Consider the following 5083-nt stretch of genomic DNA (forward strand, 5'->3'; position numbering starts at 1 on the left):
GGCTGCGAACTGGTTGAGCAGCCCGTGGCCAGCGTCGACGCCCTGGCCCGCCTCACCGGCAAGTACCCCATCGCGGTGATGGCCGACGAATCGCTGGTCGGCCCCGAAAGCGCGTTCGCCATTGCCCGCCTGGCCGGCGCCCATGTGTTCGCCATCAAGACTGAACAGTCTGGCGGCCTGCAGGCGGCCCAGCGTGTGGCGGCCATTGCCGACGCAGCCCGTATCGAGCTGTACGGCGGCACGATGCTGGAGGGCGCGGTCGGCTCCATCGCCTCGGCACACGTGTTTGCCACCTTCCGCGAACTGCGCTGGGGCACCGAACTGTTCGGTCCGCTGCTGCTCACCGAAGAGATCCTGGCCCAGCCTCTGGACTACAGCGACTTCCATCTGACCGTGCCCGCCTTGCCCGGTTTGGGCATCGCGCTGGACGAAGACCGCGTCCGCCATTTCCGACGCGACCGTCCGCGCACCAGCGTCGGCCCGGCCGCTGTTTCTCTGGCCTGAAACGGCCGCCCCTTGCCATCACTGCCCCTACCAAACGGAGACTTCCCATGAGCGTTCACATTGCCCAAACCCCCGAAGTGCAAGACTTCCTTCGCCTGGCCAGCGGCCTGGACCAACCCGGCGGCAACCCCCGCACCAAGCAGATCGTGAACCGCATCCTGTCCGATCTCTTCAAGACGATTGACGACCTGGACATCACGTCCGACGAGTACTGGGCCGGCATCGCCTACCTGAACCAACTGGGCGCGCGCGGCGAAGCCGGCCTGCTGTCGCCCGGCCTGGGCCTTGACCGCTACTTCGACATGCGCATGGACGCCGAAGACGCCGCGCTGGGCGTGGAGAACGGCACGCCGCGCACCATCGAAGGCCCGCTGTACGTGGCCGGCGCACCGGTGGCGCAAGGCTTTGCGCGACTGGACGATGGCAGCGACAAGGCCGGCAAAACGCTGGTCATGCACGGCACGGTCTACGCCGCCGACGGCAAGCCTCTGCCCAACGCCACGGTCGAGGTCTGGCATGCCAATACCAAGGGCTTCTACTCGCACTTCGACCCCACCGGAGAGCAACAGCCCTTCAACATGCGCCGCACCATCGTGACGGACGCCCAGGGTCGCTACAAGTTCCAAAGCATCGTGCCCGTGGGCTATGGCTGCCCGCCCGACGGCCCCACGCAAGCCCTCTTGAACCAGTTGGGCCGCCACGGCAACCGCCCTGCGCACATCCACTTCTTCGTGACGGCCGAAGGCCACCGCAAGCTGACCACGCAGATCAACATCGACGGCGACCCGCTGGTGTTCGACGACTTCGCCTATGCGACGCGTGAAGGCCTGGTGCCCCCGCTGGTCGAGCGCACGGATGCGGCCAGCATCGCGGCCAACGGCCTGTCCGGCCCCTTCGCCGAAATCGAATTCGATATCAAGCTCAGCGCCCTCGTGAACGGCGTTGACAACCAGGTCGTCGACCGCCCGCGTCTGGCCGCCTGACCGGCTCCACGCTGCGGCGCAGGCCGTCGCAGTGTGAGCCCACCCCGTCATTTCCGTAGGGTCTGAACCGCGACGTGCGTCGTGGGGGATGACCTCGCTCCAAAGAGACCTCACACCATGAACACGACCGCAATCACCGACCCGTATGGCGACGTCGAAAGGCTGCTGGACAACGCCCTGCAGGATGACAAGGACGCGGGCATCTACCGCTGCCGCCGCGACATCTTCACCGACCCCGCGCTGTTCGAACTGGAGATGAAGCACATCTTCGAAAGCAACTGGGTCTACCTGGCCCACGAGAGCCAGATCCCCGACATCAACGACTACTTCACGACGATGATCGGCCGCCAGCCCATCGTCATCACGCGGGGCAAGGACGGCCAGCTCAACGCGGTGATCAACGCCTGCGCCCACCGCGGCGCCATGCTGTGCCGCAAGAAGCACGGCAACAAGGGCAGCTTCACCTGCCCGTTCCACGGCTGGACGTTCAACAACACCGGCAAGCTGCTCAAGGTCAAGGACGAGAAAACCTCCGAGTACCCGGTGCAGTTCAACAAAGAAGGCTCGCACGACCTGAAGAAGGTGGCGCGCTTCGAGAGCTACAAGGGCTTTCTGTTCGGCAGCCTGAACGCCGACGTGCCTTCGCTGGACGAGTACCTGGGCGAGACCAAGGTCATCATCGACCAGATCGTCGACCAGGCGCCCGATGGCCTGGAAGTGCTGCGCGGCAACTCGTCCTACACCTACGACGGCAACTGGAAGCTGCAGATGGAGAACGGCAGCGACGGCTACCACGTCAGCTCTGTGCACTGGAACTACGCGGCCACCATGGGCCGGCGGGCGGACGGCGGCACCAAGGCCGTCGATGCCAACGGCTGGAGCAAGAGCGTGGGGGGTGTCTACGGGTTCGAGAACGGCCACATCCTGCTGTGGACCAAGACCATGAACCCCGAGGTGCGCCCGGTCTGGAACCGCCGCGAAGAGCTCAAGGAGCGCCTGGGCGAGACCAAGACCGAGTTCATCGTCAGCCAGACGCGCAACCTGTGCCTGTACCCCAACGTCTACCTGATGGACCAGTTCTCCACCCAGATCCGCGTGACGCGCCCGATCAGCGTGGACAAGACCGAGGTCACCATCTACTGCTTCGCACCCAAGGGCGAGAGCGCCGAAGACCGTGCCGTGCGCAACCGCCAGTACGAGGACTTCTTCAACGTGTCCGGCATGGGCACGGCCGATGACCTGGAGGAGTTCCGCTCCTGCCAGACCGGCTACGGCGGCAAGGCCGCACCCTGGAACGACCTGAGCCGTGGCGCGCCGCTGTGGATCGAGGGGCCGGACGAGAACGCCAAGAAGATGGGCATGAAGCCGCTGATCAGCGGTGAACGCAGCGAGGACGAAGGCCTGTTCGTCTGCCAGCACGAGCACTGGGCCAAGGCGATGCGCAAGGGTGTGCAGCAAGAGCGCGCAGGAGAACAAGCATGAGCTCGAACCTCGCCGATCTGAACGCCATCAGCGCCTTCCTGTTCCGCGAAGTGCGCCACCTGGACGACCGCCAGTTCGAGGAATGGCTGCAGCTCTACGCGCCCGACGCCGAGTACTGGATGCCCGCCTGGGACGACGACGACCAGCTGACCGACGACCCGCACAGCCAGATCTCGCTCATCTACTACCCCAACCGCAACGGGCTGGAAGACCGCGTGTTCCGCATCAAGACCGAGCGCTCCAGCGCGTCCATGCCCGAGCCGCGCACCAACCACATGCTGAGCAATGTGGAAGTGCTGGCCGTGCGCGGTGACGAGGTGGACGTTCGCTACAACTTCCACACGCTGAGCCACCGCTACAAGAAGACCGACCACTACTTCGGCACCATCTTCGCCACGCTGCGCAAGGGTGGCGAAGCGGGCTACCTGTTCGCCCGCAAAAAGGTCGTGCTCAAGGACGACTACATCAGCCAGGTCGTGGACATCTACCACCTCTGACACCAAGAGCAAGAGCAAGAGCAAGAGGAGACACACGATGACCCACTACCGCATTGCGCTGAACTTCGAAGACGGCGTGACCCGCTTCGTCGACTGCGGCGCCAACGAGAAGGTGCTGGACGCAGCCTTCCGCAACCGCATCAACCTGCCGATGGATTGCTCCGACGGCGTGTGCGGCACCTGCAAGTGCCGCGCCGAGACCGGCCGCTACGACCTGGGCGATGACTACATCGACGAGGCGCTGACGGCCGACGAAGCGGCCGAAGGCCTGGTGCTGACCTGCCAGATGGTTCCCAAGTCGGATTGCGTGATCGCAGTGCCCGTGCCATCGACCGCCTGCAAGACCGGCACCGCGCAGTTCGCCGCCGTGGTGGCTGAGGTGACGACGTTCGCCGACGCGGCCTACGAGCTGGTGCTCGACACCCCGACCGAGGCGCCGGTGTTCCTGCCCGGCCAGTACGTCAACATCGACGTGCCGGGCAGCGGCCAGCACCGCTCGTACTCGTTCAGCTCGGCGCCGGGCAGCCGCCGCATGACCTTCATGATCAAGCAGGTGCCCGGTGGGCTGATGAGTGGCTGGCTCGGGTCCGCTGCCGCTGGCCAGCCGCTGCAGATCACAGGCCCGCTGGGTAGCTTCTACCTGCGCGCCGTCACGCGGCCGCTGCTGTTCCTGGCGGGGGGCACGGGCCTGGCGCCGTTCCTGTCCATGCTCGAAGTGCTGGCCACCCAGGATGTGCAGCAGCCCGTGCACCTGATCTACGGCGTGACGCGCGACCAGGACCTGGTGATGGTGGACCGGCTGGCCGACCACGCCCGCCGCATCCCCGGCTTCACTTACGCCACCTGCGTGGCCGACCCGCAGACCACGCACCCGCAGCAGGGTTACGTGACACAGCACATGCCCCCGCAGGTGCTGCACGCCGGGAATGTCGATGTGTACCTGTGCGGCCCGCCGCCGATGGTGGACGCGGTGCAGAAATACTTCAAGGCCGAGGGCATTGCGCCGGCCAGCTTCCATTACGAGAAGTTCACACCCAACCAAACAACGGTGTCAGCATGAGAACGACGCAACGATTTGAAGGCAAGGTGGTGCTGGTCACCGGCGCGGCCCAGGGCATCGGGCGCGGTGTGGCGCGAGGCGTTGCAGCCGAGGGCGGCAAGGTCGTGTTGGTCGATCGTGCGGACTTCGTCACTGAGGTGGCACAGGAGATTGCACACGAGGTGGCAGCAGACACCCGCACGGCGGGCTTCGTGGCCGATCTCGAGACCTACGAGGGTGCGCACGCCGCCATGGCTTTTGCCGCACAGACCTTCGGCGGTCTCGACATCGTGGTCAACGGCGTCGGCGGCGCGATCCGCATGCGGCCCTTCGCCGAGTTTGAGCCGGCGCAGATCGACGCGGAGATTCGCCGCTCGCTGATGCCCACGCTGTACGCCTGTCATGCAGCGCTGCCGCACCTGCTGGCGCGCGGCGGCGGCACCATCGTCAATGTGTCGTCGAATGCCACGCGCGGCATCCACCGGGTGCCGTACTCGGCGGCCAAGGGCGGCGTCAACGCACTGACGCAGTCGCTGGCGATGGAGTACGCGCAGCACAACATCCGCGTCGCTGCGACC

At 65.8% G+C, this 5083-nt stretch carries 6 protein-coding genes; all 6 read left to right on the plus strand.

Going from position 1 to position 5083, the window contains the following annotated elements; translation table 11 throughout:
* Positions 1 to 504: enolase C-terminal domain-like protein (locus ACR2JA_RS19500; RefSeq protein WP_434010721.1), on the plus strand; the 504-nt coding region annotated here is incomplete at its 5' end.
* Positions 505 to 551: 47 nt separating this feature from the next.
* Entirely contained in the window at positions 552 to 1487 is a 936-nt protein-coding gene (gene catA, locus ACR2JA_RS19505) for a catechol 1,2-dioxygenase (protein ID WP_434010722.1), read from the plus strand.
* Between the two features lie 117 nt (positions 1488 to 1604).
* Positions 1605 to 2969 (plus strand): Rieske 2Fe-2S domain-containing protein, encoded by a 1365-nt coding sequence (locus ACR2JA_RS19510; RefSeq protein WP_434010723.1) that lies wholly within the window; start codon positions 1605 to 1607, stop codon positions 2967 to 2969.
* Positions 2966 to 3466 carry a benzoate 1,2-dioxygenase small subunit gene (benB, locus tag ACR2JA_RS19515; protein ID WP_434010724.1) on the plus strand — a complete coding sequence of 167 codons (501 nt, stop codon included), beginning with the start codon at positions 2966 to 2968 and terminating at the stop codon, positions 3464 to 3466. Before ACR2JA_RS19510 ends, benB begins: the two co-directional genes overlap by 4 nt.
* Positions 3467 to 3503: 37 nt before the next feature.
* Complete coding sequence (gene benC / locus ACR2JA_RS19520) at positions 3504 to 4526, plus strand: benzoate 1,2-dioxygenase electron transfer component BenC (protein ID WP_434010725.1); 1023 nt, start codon at positions 3504 to 3506, stop codon at positions 4524 to 4526.
* Positions 4523 to 5083 (plus strand): SDR family NAD(P)-dependent oxidoreductase (locus tag ACR2JA_RS19525; protein WP_434010726.1); only part of this gene is annotated, 561 nt, incomplete at its 3' end. The genes benC and ACR2JA_RS19525, both read left to right, overlap by 4 nt.

The sequence above is a fragment of the Hydrogenophaga sp. genome (assembly GCF_051007235.1).
Lineage (GTDB): Bacteria > Pseudomonadota > Gammaproteobacteria > Burkholderiales > Burkholderiaceae_C > Hydrogenophaga.